16 protein-coding genes are annotated in these 18086 nt (G+C 50.8%); 5 read left to right on the top strand and 11 right to left on the bottom strand.

The annotated features are described in order from the left end of the window. Positions 1–135 precede the first annotated feature (135 nt). From ACYVAM_RS01340 to ACYVAM_RS01310, 7 genes are all read right to left on the bottom strand, one after another. Positions 136–2943, bottom strand: coding sequence for a M16 family metallopeptidase (locus ACYVAM_RS01340; protein WP_461063147.1), 2808 nt, complete (start codon positions 2941–2943; stop codon positions 136–138). A 120-nt stretch (positions 2944–3063) separates the two neighbouring features. Further along, on the bottom strand, positions 3064–3852 hold the full coding sequence (locus ACYVAM_RS01335) for a LytR/AlgR family response regulator transcription factor (protein ID WP_461063145.1): 789 nt from the start codon (positions 3850–3852) through the stop codon (positions 3064–3066). A 228-nt stretch (positions 3853–4080) separates the two neighbouring features. Then, complete coding sequence (locus tag ACYVAM_RS01330; RefSeq protein ID WP_461063143.1) at positions 4081–5106, bottom strand: sensor histidine kinase; 1026 nt, start codon at positions 5104–5106, stop codon at positions 4081–4083. After that, complete coding sequence (locus ACYVAM_RS01325) at positions 5090–5779, bottom strand: ABC transporter ATP-binding protein (RefSeq protein WP_461063142.1); 690 nt, start codon at positions 5777–5779, stop codon at positions 5090–5092. Before ACYVAM_RS01325 ends, ACYVAM_RS01330 begins: the two co-directional genes overlap by 17 nt. A gap of 100 nt (positions 5780–5879) precedes the next feature. Continuing rightward, on the bottom strand, positions 5880–7130 hold the full coding sequence (locus ACYVAM_RS01320; protein WP_461063140.1) for an ABC transporter permease: 1251 nt from the start codon (positions 7128–7130) through the stop codon (positions 5880–5882). 53 nt (positions 7131–7183) lie between these two features. Then, entirely contained in the window at positions 7184–8281 is a 1098-nt protein-coding gene (locus ACYVAM_RS01315; protein WP_461063138.1) for an efflux RND transporter periplasmic adaptor subunit, read from the bottom strand. A 105-nt stretch (positions 8282–8386) separates the two neighbouring features. After that, positions 8387–9703, bottom strand: coding sequence for a TolC family protein (locus tag ACYVAM_RS01310; RefSeq protein WP_461063136.1), 1317 nt, complete (start codon positions 9701–9703; stop codon positions 8387–8389). 233 nt (positions 9704–9936) lie between these two features. Here ACYVAM_RS01310 and ACYVAM_RS01305 point away from each other — a divergent pair, with 233 nt between their 5' ends. Together ACYVAM_RS01305 and ACYVAM_RS01300 are read left to right on the top strand one after the other, a co-directional pair. Further along, the gene (locus tag ACYVAM_RS01305; RefSeq protein ID WP_461063134.1) at positions 9937–10800 is read left to right on the top strand and encodes a sugar phosphate isomerase/epimerase family protein; all 864 of its coding nucleotides are present in this window, start codon (positions 9937–9939) and stop codon (positions 10798–10800) included. Positions 10801–10830: 30 nt separating this feature from the next. Further along, entirely contained in the window at positions 10831–12174 is a 1344-nt protein-coding gene (locus ACYVAM_RS01300; RefSeq protein ID WP_461063132.1) for a Gfo/Idh/MocA family protein, read from the top strand. A gap of 104 nt (positions 12175–12278) precedes the next feature. Here ACYVAM_RS01300 and ACYVAM_RS01295 read toward each other — a convergent pair whose 3' ends face one another. The 3 genes from ACYVAM_RS01295 to ACYVAM_RS01285 all read right to left on the bottom strand — a co-directional run bounded on the left by ACYVAM_RS01295 (position 12279) and on the right by ACYVAM_RS01285 (position 14257). Next, the gene (locus ACYVAM_RS01295) at positions 12279–12464 is read right to left on the bottom strand and encodes a CsbD family protein (RefSeq protein WP_461063130.1); all 186 of its coding nucleotides are present in this window, start codon (positions 12462–12464) and stop codon (positions 12279–12281) included. Positions 12465–12521: 57 nt separating this feature from the next. Then, positions 12522–13658 (bottom strand): flavin-containing monooxygenase, encoded by a 1137-nt coding sequence (locus ACYVAM_RS01290; RefSeq protein ID WP_461063128.1) that lies wholly within the window; start codon positions 13656–13658, stop codon positions 12522–12524. A gap of 149 nt (positions 13659–13807) precedes the next feature. Beyond that, complete coding sequence (locus ACYVAM_RS01285; protein ID WP_461063126.1) at positions 13808–14257, bottom strand: DUF2147 domain-containing protein; 450 nt, start codon at positions 14255–14257, stop codon at positions 13808–13810. A gap of 256 nt (positions 14258–14513) precedes the next feature. Between ACYVAM_RS01285 and ACYVAM_RS01280 the strand changes: the two genes are divergently transcribed. Further along, entirely contained in the window at positions 14514–15041 is a 528-nt protein-coding gene (locus ACYVAM_RS01280; RefSeq protein ID WP_461063124.1) for an acyl-CoA thioesterase, read from the top strand. Between the two features lie 77 nt (positions 15042–15118). Further along, complete coding sequence (locus ACYVAM_RS01275; RefSeq protein WP_461063123.1) at positions 15119–16390, top strand: dicarboxylate/amino acid:cation symporter; 1272 nt, start codon at positions 15119–15121, stop codon at positions 16388–16390. Positions 16391–16392: 2 nt separating this feature from the next. Here ACYVAM_RS01275 and ACYVAM_RS01270 read toward each other — a convergent pair whose 3' ends face one another. After that, on the bottom strand, positions 16393–17313 hold the full coding sequence (locus tag ACYVAM_RS01270) for a bestrophin family protein (protein ID WP_461063121.1): 921 nt from the start codon (positions 17311–17313) through the stop codon (positions 16393–16395). A 194-nt stretch (positions 17314–17507) separates the two neighbouring features. On the opposite strand from ACYVAM_RS01270, the gene ACYVAM_RS01265 reads away from it, so the two are divergent. Beyond that, complete coding sequence (locus ACYVAM_RS01265; protein ID WP_461063119.1) at positions 17508–18008, top strand: hypothetical protein; 501 nt, start codon at positions 17508–17510, stop codon at positions 18006–18008. Positions 18009–18086 lie beyond the last annotated feature (78 nt).

Raw genomic sequence — 18086 nt, 5'->3', positions numbered from 1 at the left:
TAGTTATTCGGTTGAAAAAAAACCGGAATTCGTCTGTTTTTCGACTGAGATGATTTTAATGGAGACTTTCCATAAAATTGACCTCATGTTGATCAAAAAATCGGACGAACTCCGGTTTGGCTGTATCGCCTTATACTAGTTCTTACCGCCACTCACTGACGACGCCGGTTGTTTTTCGGATGCTTTCTTGGCCGCTTTGGCAAAATCACCGGCTTTGATGATCGAAATTTTCGACGGGTCGATGTGTTTCTTCATCGCGGCATTGACCTGTTCGGGCGTGAGGCTTTCCATTTTCTTTTCGAAATCGGCGTCCCAGTTCATTGTCCGGTTCAGGTACAGGTAGTTATTCAGGGTTCCCACCAGCGATGGGTCCTGCGCCCGCGATACCATCCGGGATTGCAGTAAACCTGACCGAGCGGCTTTGATTTCATCCGCCGTAAAGCCTTCTTTCACGACTTTTTCCATCTCCTCGCGGAAGGCTTTTTCCAGTCGTTCGGCATTCTCCGGATTGTAAATGGCGTAGGTCATGAACATACCCGTTTTGTCGAGCGGATTGGCCGATAACTGCGAGCCAACGCCATAACTGATGCCTTCTTTCTGACGAATACGAACGGCCAGCCGCGAGTTGAGGAAGCCGCCCCCCAGCATGTAGTTGCCAAGAACAAGGGCCGGATAATCAGGATCATCATCGCGCAGGGGAATGTTGACACCGGCTACCATGAACGCATTGGCTTTATCGGGCGCTTCCAGCGATTGAGGAGTCGGCTTGATATCGTTGTAGGTCGACACCAGGCGGCTAAACGGCTTCTTGGCTTTCCAGGTACCCAACTCATCCGTCACTACCTTCCGAACGGGCGTCTCGTCGAAGTCACCGACAACGGCCAGCGTTGCGTTTTGGGCACCGTAGAAATCCTTGTGAAACTGTTTCAGATCGTCCAGTTTAAGCGCCTTCACATCGGCCACATCTTCGTCAGGCGTGGAGGTGTAGCGGACATCTTCTTTCGGGTATGGGTTCATTTGCCGCTGAAACGCGGTAAAGGCCAGCGACTGGGGTTCTGAACGTTGTGATTCGATTTGTGCGAGTTGCTCCTGCTTTAGTTTTTCAAACTCATTGGGGTCGAAGGCCGGGTGCTTCAGCATGTCGCTCACGATCCGGATAACGGCGGGCAGGTTCTCTTTGGTCGTTTTGATGGTCACATTCACCTGATTGCCACCGCCAAATACGCCAACCTGTGCTTTCAGCTTGTCGAGTTCATCTTTAAGCTGCTGACGGCTGCGGGTCGTCGTGCCTTTGTCGAGCATCGAGGCTGTGAATACCGAGATCGCGCTCTTGTTCATCAGGCTTTTCTGGTCGCCATACCGCAGGGTCATGCGGGCGTTCACTTCGTTGCCCCGCGTCGATTTAGGCAGGAGGGCGAGTTCGATGGTGTTGGGCTGTTCGGAACGGCGGGTACGGCCGTCGATGTTGGCGGGCGATGGGTCGAACGCTTCGCCCTGGGCAACTAGTGCCCGGCCTTTGTAATCTTTCACCAGGGCCGCAATGTCAGGGGCATTCGGTACGTCAACCCGGTCGGGGGCTTGCTCGGGAATGAACACGCCAACGGTACGGTTGGAAGGCTTGAAGTAATAATCGGCTACGCGCTTTACATCGGCGGGGGCTACTTTTTCGAGAGCGTCCCGATACAGGAAGCCCAGCCGCCAGTCGCCCGTTGCGATGTATTCACTCATGGCCAGGCCCACGCGCTCGGCGTTTTTAAAGCTCAGTTCAACATCTTTCAACAGTTTAGCCTTGGCGCGGTCTATTTCTTCTTTCGAGGGCGTCTTGATCGCCACGGAATCCAGCGTCGAGAGCAACGCGGTTTTGGCATCGTCCAGTGATTTGTCTTTCAACAGTTCAGCTGCGAAATACACATAGCCCGGATCTTTGGTTGTGAATGAATAGCCGTATTGCTGCGATGCTTTCTTGGTCTCAACCAGGGCTTTGTACAAGCGGCCGGATGGCTCGTTGGTCAACAATTCAATCACCACATCCATGGTTGGATAGTCGGGGTGAGAGCCGGGCATAATGTGGTAAAGCGCCGACACGACTTTTGTGTCGCCCACGCGTCGGAGGGTCACCATCCGTTCGCCATCCTGTGTCGGCTCCTGGCTATACGTCGGCTGCAATACCCGTGCTGGGCGCGGAATAGCCCCGAAATACTGGTTGATCATGGCCAGTGTTTTAGGCTCGTCGATTTTACCGGCTACGACCAGAACGGCGTTGTCGGGCTGATAAAATTTCTTGTAAAACGCCTGGAGATTATCGATGGGTACTTTCTCGATATCCGTCCGGTTGCCGATGGTCGAGTTGCCGTAGTTGTGCCAAAGGTAAGCCGACGAGACAACGCGCTCATTCAGGACGTTCTGGGGAGAGTTTTCGCCCATTTCAAACTCGTTCCGAACCACAGAAAACTCGGTAGCCAGGTCTTCTTTTTTAATGAACGAGTTCACCATCCGGTCGGATTCGAGATCGAGCGCCCATTTCAGGTTCTCGTCGGTAGCCGAAAAGGTTTCGAAGTAATTGGTGCGGTCGAGCCAGGTCGTACCATTCGGACGGGCGCCGTGGGAGGTAAGTTCCTGCGGGATGTTGGTGTGTTTGGTCGAGCCTTTGAAGACCATGTGCTCCAGCAAGTGAGCCATGCCTGTTTCGCCCAGGCCCTCGTGACGCGAACCAACGAGGTAGGTAATATTGACCGTAATCGTGGGTTTGGATGGGTCCGGAAAGAGCAGGACTTTCAGGCCATTTTTCAGGTTATACTCCGTAATGCCTTCAACAGATGCGCCCCTGGTAATGCCTTCGGGAAGGGCTGCGGCTGCTTTGTTGTCCTGCGCCGAAGAGAATGTCAGGCTACTGGCAAACCAGGCAGCGGCCAACAAACCTCTTTTGGTAAGGTTGTTCTTCATAAAAATGCAGTTAGTTGGGTTGTCAATAAACTAACCGTATAGTTACGCAGAAAGGAGATGTTTAACAACGGGTATTATAACGTGTTAACAAAAATTAGGATGAACGGTAGGGCAATGTAGTTACCCTTCGATCCAGTGCCGAAAGGCAGCGGCTTTCTCTTTGCTAACCAGCAACTCGAGCGCTTCATTGGGGGACTTCAATGCGACCTGAAGTTTACTGTTGTCGAGCGGCCGATAGCCCGCAACCGCATCGAGATGAACCAGACACTGGCGATTGGCCCGGAAAAAGCAGGCTGGGTTGAGGAGTTCTTCCAGTTCATCGAGCGTTTTGTAATCCGTAATTAATTTCCGCCCGTCAATCGTGTACAGGTAGATCAGTTCATTGCGGAGAAAAAAAGCGGTTTGCTCCTGCGAAACCGACATGATTTGTCGGAGATAGTGCCCAGTGAATCGTCGTTTGTATTGTGGAGTAGTGGGCTTCTCCAGTATCTGGTTTAGAAACTGCTGGAATTGCTCACCGAAGCCGGTCATGCCGTTTGCTGCCCAACGGTGATACTTAGCCAGCGCGGTCTTCAGATCGTCGGGGTCGATTGGTTTGAGCAGGTAATCAATGCTGTTCAGTTTGAAGGCCCGGATGGCGTACTCGTCGAAGGCGGTGATAAAAATGACCGGTACGTCGAGACCAACCTGCTGAAAAGCCTCGAAACTTACCCCATCCGAAAGCTGAATGTCGGCAATGACGAGATCTGGGGCAGGGCGGGCTGTAGCGCGGTTCGTACGAAAATAATCACAAATCCTCTGGACACTCGCCAGCGGCCCGTCAATCGTAGCGCCCGGCTCCAACTGCCGAACCAGCTTCTGCAGTTGCCGGGCAATGAGCGGTTCGTCTTCAATCAACAGAATAGTCATGGGTGTTTGGTTTACGGTAGTCTGTATACGGGCGGCTGGTTGTTGTGCTGTCGGTTTCTCAAAACGGACACGAAAGGTTTCTTAAAACCAATTGAATCCGATGGCAATTTAATGAGGTTTTGACTGGGCTGGCGATCCAGAAACCCCGTATATCCGTTTTAAGAATCGGACAGTACGATAAAAGCTATTCAGGTGCCTTAGCGTCTGACATAAACGAATTCCAGAAACCTAATTAACGCCCAGCAACGGCAATCGAACGCAAAAAAACGTCTCCGTATCGTCGATGTCGACCGGGCGATCACTAAGGTAGGTATACAATAGTTTCAGGTTTTCAAGCCCTTGTTTATTAGCCGTTTCGACTTGCCGCTTTCGTTGAATCGGATTTGTTACAGACACGTAGCCGTCGCCAGCACTGATGGTGACCGTGAGCGGCTGAGCCTCGCTGATGACATTGTGCTTGATGGCGTTTTCAATTAAAATCTGGAGCGTGACGGGTACAATCTGCTGGTCCAGCGCACGGTCGTCGATCCGGCATTGAATAATGAAAGCGCCATCGAAGCGGGTATGCAGCAGCGAAATATAGTTTTTGATAAACTCCAGTTCCGTTTCGAGGGGCACCAGCGCCTTCTCTTTATGGTGCAGAACGTACCGAAATACTTTCGATAATTGGTGGAGAAACTGCCGGGCCAGTACCGGGTTGTCATCAATCAGGCTATCGAGCGAAGAGAGGCTGTTAAATAAAAAATGCGGACTGATCTGGTTTTTCAGACTGTCGAGTTGCACCTGCACTTTCTCTTTTTCCAGTTGAGCCGTACGAATGGCATTTTCCTGCCATCGTCTTAACAGATGACTGGCGATGAAGCCCAGGCAAATGACCGTGTTTACCAGGAAAACCATTACCCCAACAATGATAAAGGTAAACTTATTGATCATAGATAAGACAGGCGGCAAAAACTCTGTCACGACGTAATACCCACAGGTTACGTAAACGGTCTTGACAATCGACCAGCCACCCAGGACCTGAACAATTACGCGCCAGCGTACATTTTTCTCGAACGGTAACCGCTGATTCAGCCACTCATTAAAGACATAATGGAAGATCCAGACCAGGTTTAACATCACAAACGACAGCACGAACAGCAGCGCCTGTAACTGCCAGGTGATGCTGGGAATGAGCCACTGGCGGGCAATCATGCCCCCCAACGCAATCCAGAGCAAACCAATTTCAACGTATTTATTAAACTTTATTTTCATGGCTGGCTATGATCATCCCGTCCGACATTTCGATGACGCGATCCGTTCCGGCGGCAAAATCGGGGTCGTGGGTAACGGCTATAATTGTTTGGCCTTTTTGGGCAAGATCCCGAAAGATGTCGAAGACATTTTCCGTATTGGCCCGGTCCAGGTTGCCCGTTGGTTCATCGCCCATAATGATGGTTGGGTCGTTGATGAGGGCTCTGGCAATGGCCACCCGCTGCTGCTGCCCCCCGGATAATTTGCTGGCGGGCTTATGGGCGTAGTCGGCCATACCGATCAGGCGCAGTTTGTCCATCGCGCGCTCTTCAATCTCTTTATTGGCGTACTTTCCCAGCTTCAGGCCCGGCAACATAACGTTTTGTAAGACCGAAAATTCGGGTAGCAGGAAATGAAACTGAAAAACGAAGCCGAGGTGTTCATTGCGAAAGTGAGCGAGGAAATCCTGACCTTGGCCCGTTACTTTCGTACCCGCCATCTCGATTTGACCGTCATAGTCGGTATCCATCGTCGAGAGGAGGTACAGCAGGGTCGATTTGCCACAGCCCGACTTTCCTACAATGGCCAGAAATTCGCCTGCTTGCACATCGAATGTTACGTCTTTCAACACCTGGAATTTATCCGGGTCATAAAAGTATTTATTGAGCTGCCGGGCAGAGAGAACAGTGGCCATGGGTGTGAAAAATTATAAATTATGTATGAAGAATTTTGTCTGATTGATTCGTCTGACAGGCGTATTCTTCATGCATACTTCTTCATGTATATTAAAATGCCTAGCCTCTCAGGATGGATACCGGGTCGACCTGGGCGGCTTTTCGGGATGGGAAATAGCCTGCCAGAATGGTGGTAATCACGCCGAACAGAAGACCCATGCCGTAGTATTTAGCCGCGAAAATGACCGGAAAGGTTTTAATGCTCAGGAAATCGCCCGCGTCAAACGGGGTGATCGAGAGCAGGTAGCTCAGTCCGAAACCAATCGCCAGACCCAGCAGGCCGCCCGATAAGCCGATGAAAGCCGCCTGTAGCAGAAAGATAGCGATGATATCCCGGCCCTCGAAGCCCGTTGCTTTCAGGATGGCAATGTCCTTGATTTTGTTGATCACCGTCATGTTCATGATGTTGTAAATGCCAAACCCGGCCACAACAAGCAACGTAATGGAAACGACATACGTGAGCATGTTGCGGATCTTCTCGCCCGCCAGAATCGCGGTGTTGGCCGTCGCCCAGTCTTCCGTATAGTAGCCGTAAATGGCTCGTAGCCGTTTGCCGAAGGGAAGGGCCTGCAAGGGGTCCACCATCTTAATGTGAATGTCGGTGATGTAGCTCGGGTCTTTCTGGAGCATTTCCTGCACCGTCGACAGATTGGCGTAGCTTTTGGTGTTATCGACGGTGCCCACCCCAAAGCCAAACGTGCCTACCACGCGCAAAACACGAATGCCTCCTTTGGGCGTTGTCACCGTCACTTTATCGCCCACGACAACATTGAGTTTTCGGGCCAGTACGGAGCCCATGATCAGGCCGTCGGGGTTTGTCTTCAGGGCGTTCAGGGTACCGGTTTTGAGCCGCGTGGTCAACTTATACAGCCGGTTTTCCCGGTCAATGTCTACGCCCGAAATGGTCCCGGAAAGCTGAATGGGACCATTGTTGTAAAACGCCTGCGTGGCTACCTGGGGCGACGATCCCAGCACGCCCGGCTCCCGCTCGATCCGTTCGGCAATGGCCATTCCATTTTTTATCCGGGCCTGTTCGTCTTTTGGTTTTTGATGATAGATGACGTTAAAATTACCCGGATTAAGCTCATCGATCAGGCCCGGTCGCTGCGTGTTCACTTCGTTATACATCCGAATGTGTGGACTGGCATCCAAAGCCGAATCTTCCAGAAACTGATTGACGCCCTGCATAAACGAAATCATCGTAATGAACATCGCAATACCAAAGGTTACGCCCAGCATGGCCACGAGCGTCTGGCGCTTTTTGGCCAGCAGGTGTGTCTGGGCAATTTGGGAAGTGATGTGTATATCCATCTTTAGTTAATGATGAATGAAGAATGATGAGTACAGAAGCTAAGCCGCTAGACTTATTCATCATTCATTAGTAGTTTACTCGATTCCGTTAGGCCACCCTTCACCTGTACCAGATCGAAGTTTTCGGCACCTTTCTGGAAACGCACTTTTTGCTTTTTGCCATCTTGTTCTACCATAACGCTGTCATTACCGATCACGTAAGTTTTCGGAATGGTAAGCACGTGTGGATTCTCGCTGATGATAATGTTGGCTTCTACGGTTAACCCATAATACGAATCGGGCTTTGCGCCGATGAATTCGGCATCCACCCGAAAGGATTGATCGGTGCGGTTTAGTTTTGGATATACCTTGCTGACGCGCGCTCTGAAGACGTTGTCTTTATACACGTCCGCTTTAAGGATGACGGTCTGACCCACCCGGATTCGTCCGAAATCACTTTCATCGACGGCCAGTTGAGCATACAATTTAGTGCCGCTGCCCACCAATGCCAATTGATCACCCACGCGAACGACCTCGCCGGGGTCTTTGTAAACTTCATACACTTTTCCATCCACAAAACTACGAACGCGGGTATTGCGACCCGCCACTTCGCTGGTTATCAGCTGACTGCGGTTGTTGGCTACGTCGAGCTGAATCTGGTCCCGGTTGCGCTGGAACGTGTTCAACTGCGCACGGAGGTTGTTGCGAGACAAGGTGTAATTCAACTCGGCCCGTTCCAGTTCAGCCCGCGATGTGGCATTCTGACTGTATAACTCCTTGAACCGGTTGTAGTTGATGGAGTCGTTGCTGAGTCGGGTTCGGGCGTTTCGTACCTGCGCTTCGAGTTCAGCCAGCACGGGCGAATTGGCCCCCAAGTTGGCCCGCGCCTGCCGGTAGGCATTTGCCGCAGCCTGTTGACGGGCATCTTCTGAAGCGCTTTCCAGCACGAACAACAGCTGATTCCGATGAATCGAATCTCCTTCATTAATCAGTCGCTGTTGCAGCAGGCCGGTGGCATCGGCCGTAACGGTATACTCGTTACGGGGATATACGTTGCCCGAGGCATAGACGGCTTCCGTCAACGACCGATAGGTGGGCGTTGTGCCCTCATGGCTGGATGTACAGGCTGCACTCAGAAGGTAAATCAGGAATAGGTAAGTGGGCGTTTTCATGCGATGTGAATAACTTAAATCAGGCTCTTCGTCTTGGTTCAGGCGTCTACGTGGAAGATAAGGCCGAGAAGCTGACGAAACTTTTCAGCGCTTAACCCACTGATTTTACTGGCCGTTTCTGATTTGTAAGATGGTCTGATTGATAAAGGCGTTGGACAGGTTGTTCAAATAGCGGTTTTGGGCGGTTAAGGCCTCGTTGAATACGTTGAGGTACTGATCGTAGGCGAACAGACCCGATCGGTATTTGATCAGGGCGATCTGCACATTCTGGTTGCTGAGGTCGTAATTCTGTCGATTCAGGTCCAGCGACCGAATGGCCTGGTTGTATGTATTTCGAATATCTTCCGTCTCCGTCTGTTGTCGATTGCGTTCATACAGCAATTGCGATTCTGCCAGTTTCAGTTGTAAGCGAGCCCGTAATTGATTACTGGTGCGGAGTCCACCCGTATAAAGTGGCCAGTTGAACTGCAAACCGGCTACGCCAATCTGATACCAGGGTTCCTTGGCTTTCAAAAAGTCGATCCGATTCCGTTGCGCCTGTTCCGTGAATCGACCGTATGCCGACAAGGTTGGCCAACGTTGTAATCGTTCGCGATTGAGTTGTAAGCGGGCTAGTTCGATGCGTGCCTGCTGAAGCGTTATTTGCGGGCGTTCAACTGGGTTCATCTCAGTAGTGGAGTGAGTTGTGCCGAGTGAGCGGGTTGACAGGTTTTCCGTAAGTACCAGGCTATCGGCCAGCGTCAGGCCCAGTAACAGCTTAAGCTGATTGAGATTCCGTCGGTAAGCCAGTTCATTCTGGTAAAGCACGTCTGCGGTTGTCAACTGCACGGAGCGAATCCGGTTGTATTCCAGGGGTTCGATCAGTCCCTTTGTGAGCCTTTCGCTGGCAATTTGTGTCAGCGTATCGGCGGCTGATAAATTACGCTGGGTAATGGCAATGGCTGAACGGGTCAGGAGGGTTGCATGATACACGCGAGCCGTTTGGGTAGAAATATCATCCTGTAAAACCAGCGTCTGGTCGTCCGTAATACGCAGGTTCTGGTCAACAATACCCAGGTCAGCGCGGGCGGGCCGGTTAATTACGGGAACCGTTACTTCAACTCCGGCGGCCAGCACATAAGGAAGCCCGAATTGAAGCGTTCGAAATTCACCCGGCTTGCCCCCTAAAAATTCAGCTGGCACCAGGGATACCGGCAGCGCGTAATTGTAATCGAAATTGGTAAACAGGCGGGCCTGTGGTAAAAGAGCGGCTCGGCTGGCTGTGCGTTGCTGCGCCTGTACGAGCTGGTTTTGACGGGCATTGACCAGGTCCGGATTATGGCGCCTGACAGCTGTTAGAGCCTCCTGAACGGTGGTTATAACGGTTTGGGCAGGGGCCGTTAGTGAACATAGGAAGAAGCCAGCAAGGGCAAACCGATTCATCTTTTTTTCGAATGGACACCCAAAGGAAAGAAGTATTGAAAAGACAAGGCCGCTTGTTTTTGTGAAACGGAGAAAAACAGGCGTAAAGCTGGATCGAACTCCAATAAGGCGCTCCTCAGTCGTTGACTGGCGGCTTCAACCATTCGGGGGCGTGCCAAAATCTGGTCCTGTCAGTAGAAAAAAGCCCATGCCGTTTTTTATGGGTAATTAGTTAGCGTTTCCAATTAGTCAGCATGACCACAAGACGATCATTTTTACGAAATACCAGTAGCGGTGTGGCCCTGGCTAGTATGAGTCCGGCTCTTACGTTTGCCAGTGCACCGGAGACGCGCAGCGCTGCCAGCGATGATTTGTTCAAGCTGGGAATGGCCGGGTTCAGTTTTGTTAATTTCAAACTTGAGCCAGCGCTTGAGATGATGAAAAAAACGGATGTTCACTACCTGTGCATCAAAGATTTTCACCTTCCCTATGCCAGCACAACTGAAGAAATTGCCGCCTTTCATGAAAAACTGAAGCAATCGGGGGTGACGGGGTATGCCGTGGGGCCGATTTATATGAAAACGAAGCAGGAAATCGACAATGGGTTCGACTATGCGAAGCGGGTGGGTGTCAACCTGATCATTGGGATTCCTAATCCGGAAGATTTGCCCTATATCGATAAGAAGGTAAAGGAATTTAACATGCGCTATGCGATTCACAACCACGGGCCCGACATCAAGCTGTTTCCCAATGCCACATCGGTGTATACGGCGGTGAAGGATCTGGATCCGCGAATCGGGCTTTGCTTCGACATGGGACACGATAAGCGCTACGGCGACGATCCGGTTGCGGATCTGGAGAAATACGCCAAACGGATTTTTGATATTCACCTGAAAAACGTCACCGCAGCCTCCAAAGAGGGCACTACCTGCGAACTTGGTCGAGGGGTTATCGATATACCGGCTTTTGTGGCGATGCTCCGTAAAATTAAGTACGACGGCTGTTGCAGCCTGGAATATGAAAAAGATATGAAAGATCCACTGGCGGGCATCGCCGAATCCGTTGGGTATTTCAAGGGTGTTTGTGACGCTACAAAACAAGGCAAACGAAAGGCCTGATCGGCGAACTAGATTATTAACCTGATTACAATGGAAAGCTCAAGAAGAGAATTTATTAAAACGGCGGCTTTAGGCACCGCTGGCCTGACGGTTGGTGGGCTGGCAAACGGGATGTCAGCTAAAAGCTACGCTAAAATCATTGGGGCAAATGAACGGCTCAACGTGGCCATTGCCGGGCTTGGTCGGCGCTTACCGGCTTATTATGAGCCTATTTCCAAAAAAGAAAGCAATGTCGAGTTGGTGTACCTGTGCGATGTGATGAAAAAACAGCGCGAGGCAGCGGTGCAGAAATTCTCAAAGCACATCACCTACACGCCCAAGTTGGAAAATGATATCCGGAAGGTGATTGCCGACAAGAACGTGGATGTACTGATCAACGCGACCCCCGACCACTGGCATGCGCCGGGAACCTGGATGGCCGTAATGGCAGGTAAACACGTATATGTTGAAAAGCCCTGTAGCCACAATCCCCGCGAAGGTGAAATTCTGGTTGAGTTCCAGAAAAAATACGGCAAAATTATCCAGATGGGTAATCAGCAACGTTCGGCACCGGAATCCATTGATATCATTGGCCAGATCCATAATGGCGTCATCGGAAAGGCTTATAAAGCGGTCGCTTTTTATGCCAATGCGCGTGGCGAAGTTCCTGCTCCTAAAAAGGCACCGGCTCCTGATGGACTCGACTGGGATTTGTTTCAGGGGCCTGCCCCGCGCGTACCCTATACGCACGACACCTGGGACTACAACTGGCACTGGTATGGCTGGACATATGGCACTGCCGAAGCAGGTAACAATGCAACGCACGAACTAGACGTAGCGCGCTGGGCACTGCAGGTTGAGTTTCCAGAGTACGTGACGGTGGAGGCTGCCAAACGGTCATTCCCGGAAGATGGCTGGGCCGTTTACGATACGATGGACGCCACGTTCCGGTTTCCGGGCGATAAAATCATCAAATGGGACGGCAAGAGCCGGAACGGACACAAGACCTACGGCAGTGACCGGGGCACCATCATTTATGGCAGCAATGGCACCGTTTATGTGGATCGGGATGGGTATACGCTCTTTGCCCGCGATGGCAAAGTGATCAAAACAAGTAAGGCCAAAGGATCGGAGTCGGGCACGGCGCTGGGGGGCGGTGGCGATATGACAACGCTCCACATGATGAATTTCTTCGACGCCGTTCGGGGTAAAGCCAAACAGAACTCAACTATTGAAGAAGGAGCCAGAAGTACGCTCCTTTGCCATTTGGCCAATATTGCTTACCGGACCAACAAATCGTTCGCGGTTGATTCTAAAAATGGCCACATTCGCGATGCCGATGCCATGAAGCTATGGACTCGCCAGTACGAAAAAGGCTGGGAACCTGGTGTTTAACGAATTTATGTCCCAAACAGCCAGAAGCTGTTTGGGACTTACCTGAATAAGAAAAAAGCCGGAACCATAGGGTTCCGGCTTTTTTCTTATTCAGGTGTCGTTGCTTATAAATCAGCAACAGCTTTATGAATTTCGTCTTTCGTCTTTCCTGTTTTCTGCTGGACCTTGCCCCACATTTCATCTTCCTGACCTTCTGCGTAGGTTAGGTCGTCGTCGGTCAAATCGCCATAAGCTTGTTTGATTTTACCTTTCAATTCGTTCCAGCCGCCTTTGATGGTTGTCTCGTTCATGATTGTAGTGTTTATAACGTTGAATGATATGTAATCGACCTGATTACCTAAATAGAACTATGGCGAGACAAAATTGTTTTCAGAAATGTGATTGGCAATCTGATCTGAGTCTTTACTCAGGTTGTACAGTACGCCGGTGGCGGGCGTTGTAAAGCCAAGGAAATATAGCCCCTGCAGGTTGGGTTGATCAAACCATAGGCCTTTCGGAAACCCTCGGTCATTCAGAATGGTAGTGGCCAGGTCCGGGCCAAGAACTGCCGCCAGTCCTGGTCGATAGCCCGTGGCCAGAATAATAGCATCGAACGGAAGCTCCCGCCCGTCGGTAAAGGTGACTGTTTTCGCATGAATACGCTCAACTCCCGGAAGAACCGTAATCTTTCCGGCCTTGATCTGGTCGAGGGTGCCAATGTCGATAACTGGGGTCTTCCCTCGTCGACTGTCGTAGGAGGGTGGATGCGTGGGTTTACCCAGGCCATAAGTTGACACATCGCCCACCGTTAGTCGCTGCGATAGTCTGACCATAGCGTCACAAAACCAGTTCGGAAATTTGTTCAGAAAAATAGCCGTAACCTGGATCGGTCGACCAAATGTTTCCCGCCTAACAATGTTAACCGGCCCCCTGATTGAAATAAAAGGGGTTGCCCCATTCTCCAGTAAGTCGAGGGCCAGCTCGGCACCGGTGTTGCCCATGCCAACAATCAGGGTATTTTCATTGCGGAAGGGCGCGCCATTTCGGTATTCATGGCTGTGCCAGATGATACCCCGAAAGTCCCGCTGGCCGGGTAGTTCAGGTATATTGGGGACACGGTTATAGCCCGTGGCAACCACAACATGATCAGTGGTGAAGAGGTCCGTTTCGGTCTGTACCAGCCACTCTTTCCCATTGGGGTTGCGCCGAATACCAATTACTTTTTGGTTGAAAATGGGCTTAATCGCAAAGTGTTCGGCGTAGCATTCCAGGTAATCAACGACTTGCAGACGGGGTACATAAGTTGGGTAGTTGGCTGGAAAAGGGAAATGGGGCAGCCCTGAATACGCTTTCACGGTGTGCAGATGGAGCCGGTCGTAATGGTTTCGCCAGGACAGGCCAATGTGATCACTGGCTTCCAGGACCGTAAAGGGCAGCTTGCGTTGCGCTAACTGACCCGCCATTGCCAGTCCCGCCGGTCCCGCACCGATGATGAGCGTCTGCATAGGGTGTACGGTTTACAGTTTGTGGTGTGCGGTTTATGGTTTGTGGTTTGTCGTCTGTGTCCTGACGAGCCACTTCTCTGAAAAGAAGCGATGGCTGACGCGAAAGTGGTCTGTGTCCCCACAGACCACAAACCACAAATTAATCAACCCTATTTAATCCGCGTCCAGGTCTGGGTTTTGCCAAATAGCGAGATGCCCACATAGCCACGAACCTCCAGCGTATTTGGGTCTTTCAGCGTCATTTTACAGTTATATTCTTTGCCATCTTCGGGATTGTATATTTTGCCATCGCTCCATAAATTGCCCCCGTCGTACTTAAAGTTATACATTAAGAGCATGTTCATCAGCGGGCGTGACCGCTTCGATACATCGGCGTTTTTCTCGTCGGTTCGGGGCTTTCCGGTAGCCGGATCGGTGGGCTGACCCAGCCAGACAAGCTTTCCGAAATAGGTACCTCCCTGTTTATATATTTGTACGTGCCCCTTTTTGGTACCGTTTAGCCATGTCCCAACAACGGCTTCAGAGTCATCGGCGGGAGCAAAAGCAGTCAACGTGATAAAAAGCGAGAATACGGGCAGCAAAAAACGCATACGTTTCATAAGGCAGTGATTGTAAGTAAACAGTGATTTTTTTGTACTAACGTAAATATGGCTGAAAATTGTCTGAACCGCCCGGCGGCCCGGCAGGATTTACCCGATTGAAATGATTTAAAGGATTTTTGTTTAACATTGATTCATAATCGTCTGCGTTAGCCGCCTGCAGTAGCCGAATCCAGCCAATGTAAGAGGACGGCAACAGATAGGTGTTTCGAAAATCAGATCAATCACTAAAATCAGACTAATCCCGGTTCAGAAAATGTTCAAACGTGACCCCAATCGCAGTTACCCGACCGAAACCGAATCGCGGGTAATTATTCGCTTTCAGGACTGCGACCCCCTGCAGCACCTCAACAACGCCAAGTACTTCGATTATTATTTCAACGCCCGGGAAGATCAGGTAGCTAAGCTATATGACTTTAATCCGGGCCAGTTGTTTCAGGAGTTAAAAACAAGCTGGGTCGTGTACCAGCATCAAATTGCCTACGTCCGGCCTGCGCGGGTGAGTGAGTGGGTACGAATTTTGTCGAGGCTCATTTATGTGAACGAAGACACAACCGTGACGGAGTACATTATGACCGACGATGGTAAAACCCATCTCAAAAATGTGCTCTGGGTTACGTCTAAATACATCAGCGTTGCCACGGGCAAACGTATTCCGCACGATGAACCGGTGAAGCAACTACTCGACGCAATCCTTGTTCCCAATATTGATTTTCTAAGCCTGAACTTTAACGATCGCATTCATGACGTAAAACAGCAGGTGTTAAAATTGCATATGGTGTGAGCCGGCGGCAGAATGTATACTGGAAATGATGGCCCAGTCCCGTATACATTCTCTATTTTCAACGTATCTTTCACCCAATGAAACTCCTCAATAACCTCACCGTACGCGTTCTGATAGCCATAACGCTGGGTATTTTGACTGGCTACTTCTTTCCCGAAACAGCCGCAAAGCTCAAACCCCTTGGCGATATCTTCATCAATTTGATCAAGATGGTTATCGCACCCATTATTTTTCTGACCATTGTTCTGGGAATCAGTAATATGGGTGATCTCAAGAAAGTGGGCCGGGTAGGAGGAAAAGCGTTGCTTTATTTCGAGATCGTCACAACGGGTGCACTGGCCATTGGGCTGGTGTTGGCGAACCTGATTCGCCCAGGCGACGGGGTAGAAACGGCGGCTGTAAAAGGGGGCGATATCAGTAAATATACCGAACAGGGGGCGGGTATGGACTGGACTGAGTTCTTCATTCATATTGTGCCCAGTAACGCCATCAAGGCGTTTGCCGAAGGCGAAATATTGCAGGTACTCGTCTTCTCGGTCCTCTTTGGTGTCGGACTTACCCGCATGGGCGAAACCGGTAAACCGCTGATTCTTACCTTCGAGCGGTTGTCCAAGGTGTTTTTCAATATTCTGAGTGTGGTTATGGTGCTGGCCCCCATCGGTGCGTTTGGCGGCATGGCCTTTACCATTGGCAAATATGGCTTAAGCACCTTGTTGCCGCTGGCTAAACTCATGGGCACAGTGTATGCCTCCATGTTCCTGTTCGTATTTGTCATTCTGAATTTGATTCTTCGGTACTATAAAATCAGCTTGTGGACCGTACTGAAATTCATCAAAGAAGAGTTGTTGATTGTACTTGGTACCTCGTCGTCGGAGTCAGCCCTGCCGCAGATTATGGACAAGCTGGAAACGATGGGCTGTTCCCGATCGGTGGTGGGGTTAGTGGTGCCGGCCGGATACTCCTTCAATCTCGATGGTACAACCATTTATCTGGTCATGGCAACGGTCTTTCTGGCGCAGGTTTTTGGCGTCGATCTCAGCCTTGGGCAGGAACTGACTATCATCGGCATCCTGATGGTTACATCGAAAGGGGCTGCGGGAGTAACAGGCAGTGGTTTCATCGTGCTGGCCAGTACGTTGACCGCCATCAAAGTCATTCCCGTTGAGGGGCTGGCATTACTGCTGGGCGTCGACCGGTTTATGTCCGAAGCCCGCTCCATCACCAACATCATTGGCAATACCGTCGCGACCATCTTCATTGCAAACAACGAAGGCGAATTCGATCGGGCGAAGTATGAACAAATCGTCAGGCAGGAAGAGCAGGCCCCGTTGACGGACTACAAGTATTAAACTCAGTTCACTTTCTGATACTCGACCTGCGCTGGCGGCATCGCTAACACCTCACCCGTCAGCGTTTCATGCATGTTCCGGCGGATTGTTTGCGCCATCTGATTGAGGGGTAGGTCATTGCAATCAATTCCAAACGGTTCTTCTATTTCATCGCCAATCATTTCAACACCCAGCAGCGCATACCCCGCGAACGTGATCGCCACAATGGTGAAATACTGATAGGTTTCAACCAGAACAAGCGGCATGAGCAGCAAATACAGGGTGATGAACAACTTGATAAAGAAGCTGTAAGAAAAGGGAATCGGGGTATTTTTGATCCGTTCGCAGGAACCCGTAATGTCGAGCAGCGCCTGGTGATACGACCGCATGGTAATCATATCGCCCTCGCTGATAACGTGTTCGCGTTTCAACGCCTGCAAACGACGCATCAACAGGGCGGCCGTCCGGCTCGGCACATGTTTGGCCTGCAGCAGCGCTTCCCGTTCACCTGCTTCCGTTTCTTCCAGGTCATCAATCATGATGCCGGTTCGTAAGTGGCCTTTCAGGATGAGGGCGAAGTTAGAAAGCGTACGGGCGAAGAAAAGTCGATTGGCGCGATCGTCGTCCGGAAGAAGCGAATCCAGCAGCACCGCCATGTTGCGGCTGTAGTTGACCAACATGCCCCATTGTCGGCGTCCTTCCCAAAATCGGTCGTAAGCGGTATTCGTTCTGAAAACAAGCAACAAACTCAGCAGAATACCCAGCAGCGAAAAAAAAGTCCCGTCAATCGGCACCTCAATGTCGATCCAGTTCTGATCAATCAGCGTAATCAGAGAACCATAGGCCGCAACGAACGCTACTCGTCGCAGCAGCACCTGAATGACATAGCTCGTTTGAAAATGGCGAAGGGCACCAAGCCAATCTTTAGCGTTGTAGATAATCACAGGAAAAAAGTTAAACGGATGAATCGTTGGCTACTGGATCAGTAACCAAGGTACAAATCACCACTTTAAGTTTTTTAATAAAGCCCGAAAATTCCTTTTTTGATTCGTTGTATAGATTTATTTGAAGAATAAATTAAACCATTTGGTGGTGTGCTGTTCAAACCGACAAATACAACCTGAAACAGTACACGACCATGAAAAAAGTATTGCTGACTGCCGCCACCCTCATTACCCTACTTTCGACTGGTGCCATGGCGCAACGGTACGGGTATCCGTCTCCCAACAATAATTACCCCTCGCAGCCGGGCTATAGCCAACAGCCAGGCTATGGCCAGCCGACTTACAACTATGATTATGACGATTACCAATTCGACCGGCACCTCGATTGGTGGGATCGTGAACTGAACCTGTCCCGTCGGCAGGAGCGTGAGATTCGCCGGATTCGGGAGCGCTTTACCCAGCAGACGCAGAACGTAAACATCCGCGATCCTCGTCAGCGTGACTTCTTCCGGCAGGCGCGGCAACGGCAGTTTCTTGATATGATGGCCGTCCTGAACGGCCAACAACGCGACCGGGTTATCGAACACATGCGGCCATACGAACGGATGGCCGGGCGCGGGCGGGGTAACGGCGGCTATGGCAATGGCGGCTATGGAGACAGCCGCCGATCTGATAATAGACCCTATGGCTATTGATTGAAGAAGGGAGAGTTGGAAACGGTTGGCCAGATTGGCCGACCGTTTTTTGTGTTTTTCCACTCACCCATTGATACA

Source organism: Spirosoma horti, from assembly GCF_054776595.1.
The sequence above is the reverse complement of the archived record's forward strand: the minus strand, read 5'-3'. Positions and strand labels throughout refer to the sequence as shown.